The sequence below is a fragment of the Streptomyces sp. NPDC057654 genome (assembly GCF_042800135.1).
Classification (GTDB): Bacteria; Actinomycetota; Actinomycetes; order Streptomycetales; family Streptomycetaceae; genus Streptomyces.
Window position 1 is genome coordinate 1 of sequence record NZ_JBHVHQ010001180.1, and the last position, 2,055, is coordinate 2,055.

Here is a 2,055-nt window from a genome sequence, read left to right on the forward strand (position 1 = left end):
GCCTGGTGCTGGAACACCGGGCAGGGGGTTCTTATGGAGATGCGCCGTCAGTGAGTCCTCTGAGGCAGTCGCAGCCCGTCCATGCCCAGAGCATCCGAATCGAAGCTGACGTTCATGGCGGCCAGCCCGTCGACGACCTGCTGGGCCGCTACGCCGAGCTCGCGCACGGCGTCGCGGTTGTACTTCCCGAGGATCTGCTCTACGCCGTTCGACTGCGTGATCTGCAGGTTCAGACGTACGCGGCCGTCCGCTTCGCAGACCGCGGCGAACACGTCCAGCTCCAGCTCACCGGCGTACCCGCCGATGCAGTTGTGGAGCATCGCACCCCAGCGGGAGAGCGTCTCGGCATCACGGGCGACGACGATGTTCAGACCGGGGGCTGCTTCCCGGCCGTCCAGCAGTGCGGCCGTCTGCCGCGCCCATTGGTGGCGCTGGGCCTGCTGCGCGATCCGCTCGCGACGGCGGGCCTCCTCGCGTTCGCGGCGCTGACGATCGTGGGCAGCCGTCAGCTCGCGCCGGCGGTTCTCGATCAGACCCAGCGCCTGCACGCGGAATGCCTCGTCCTTCCAGAGGTCCCAGTCGGCGGCCCGGGCCGTGCCTTCGGGAAGCAGCCGGATCTGGTGGTTGTAGTCCTCCATCTCGTGAAAGGCGAACATCTCCTCCTGCATGACGCGCTGGGCCGTGCGGCTCCGGGGGTTGTGCCAGCGCTCGATTGCGGGCAGGCCCCGGACCAGGTGCTCCAGGTCACGGGAGCCGCGGACCCGGCGCTGCCCTCGGGCAGCGATGATCTCTGGAAGGAGGTCGAGGTCACGGATGGCGGCCAGACGGTGAGCCGTGCAGTCGGCTGCATCGGCCAGCGTGCGCCGCGCCTGGTGGACGGGCTCCTTGAGGATCCGTCGCAGCACCGGCTGCGGAGTCCGGCGCAGGATCGAGCGGATGCCTCGCTGCTGCGCGGATGTGAGCGGCAATTCCCGCATCAGGCTGCGGCCGCCGACTGCTCTCGTGGTGCGCATCGCGTCGATGAGCCAGTCCACGGGTACCAGTCCGCGGAACATGGTGAACCAGTTCAGGGCGCTGATGTCCAGACGTTTCACTTCGCTGGCCAGCGGCCGGCGGTAGGCACGCACGCCGAACAGGTTCTTCGCGACCTGCGCATGGTCGTGGGCATCGAGATAGGACAGGTAGGCGGAGGCCTGATAGTGCCCCCGGTCGCCCTTGAGCAGCGGGAAGCGGTCGTTCCAGGCCGGCAGCTCGCCGATGTGTCCGCGGATCGCGGTGATCGCCTGCTCCACAGCGTTGCGGACTTCCCCGGGCTCCGGTCCTTCGAGCCGGCGGGCCTGCGGCCTGCTGTCCATCCAATCCTCCAGTGTCCCGGACAGCCCGTAGATCCAGGAATCGACCACGATCTCGGAGAAGACGTGGCGGGTGGTGGACTTGCCGGTGCGGCGGTCGATCTCACGTAGCACGACGAGGTCTTTCTTCGTACGGGCCATCGACGTGAGCTTCTCGGGGGTCCAGTAGTGGAATGCCTTGCCCGAGGCGCGCATGCGGTGTATGCGCTTGTACAGCGAGACGGCGACGGACGTCCGGCCGTCAGGCAGAGCCCGCGCCAGGATCCTCAGGCTGAGGCCGGAGATCTCGCCGTTGATTGAGGCGGCACCCTGCTCGGCGAGGGCGTCGTCGACATACTTGATGTAGAGCAGGGTGAGCTCGGTGCGCTCGGGCTCGGGCATGAGGGTCTCCCCCGGGACGATGTGATGGATTCGACAGGGAGCCCTCCGGCGCTGCTGTGCAGCGCACTGCCCGCGTCTCAACCGATTTCCTCTCCCTCAGCTCGTCCCCCTGTCAGCCACTCGGGATCACCTGCCGGTTCAAGGCCACGCCGCTTGAAAACCTTTCACCCAGGAATGCACAGCCCCGGCTGACTCGGAGTGAGAAGCCGGGGCTGTGCGTGCGGAAAAGGAAGACCCGTCCTTCCTCCCGCCATCCCCGCCATCCCCGGCTGGGGATGGCGGGGACGCTGCTCCGGTCGAGAGGGCCGCAGTCGTGCAGGGG

At 67.9% G+C, this 2,055-nt stretch carries 1 protein-coding gene; it reads right to left on the reverse strand.

Annotated features, from left to right (window positions below):
* Positions 1-47: 47 nt before the first annotated feature.
* Complete coding sequence (locus ACFU99_RS41775) at positions 48-1,733, reverse strand: PcfJ domain-containing protein (protein ID WP_384403499.1); 1,686 nt, start codon at positions 1,731-1,733, stop codon at positions 48-50.
* Positions 1,734-2,055: the final 322 nt, after the last annotated feature.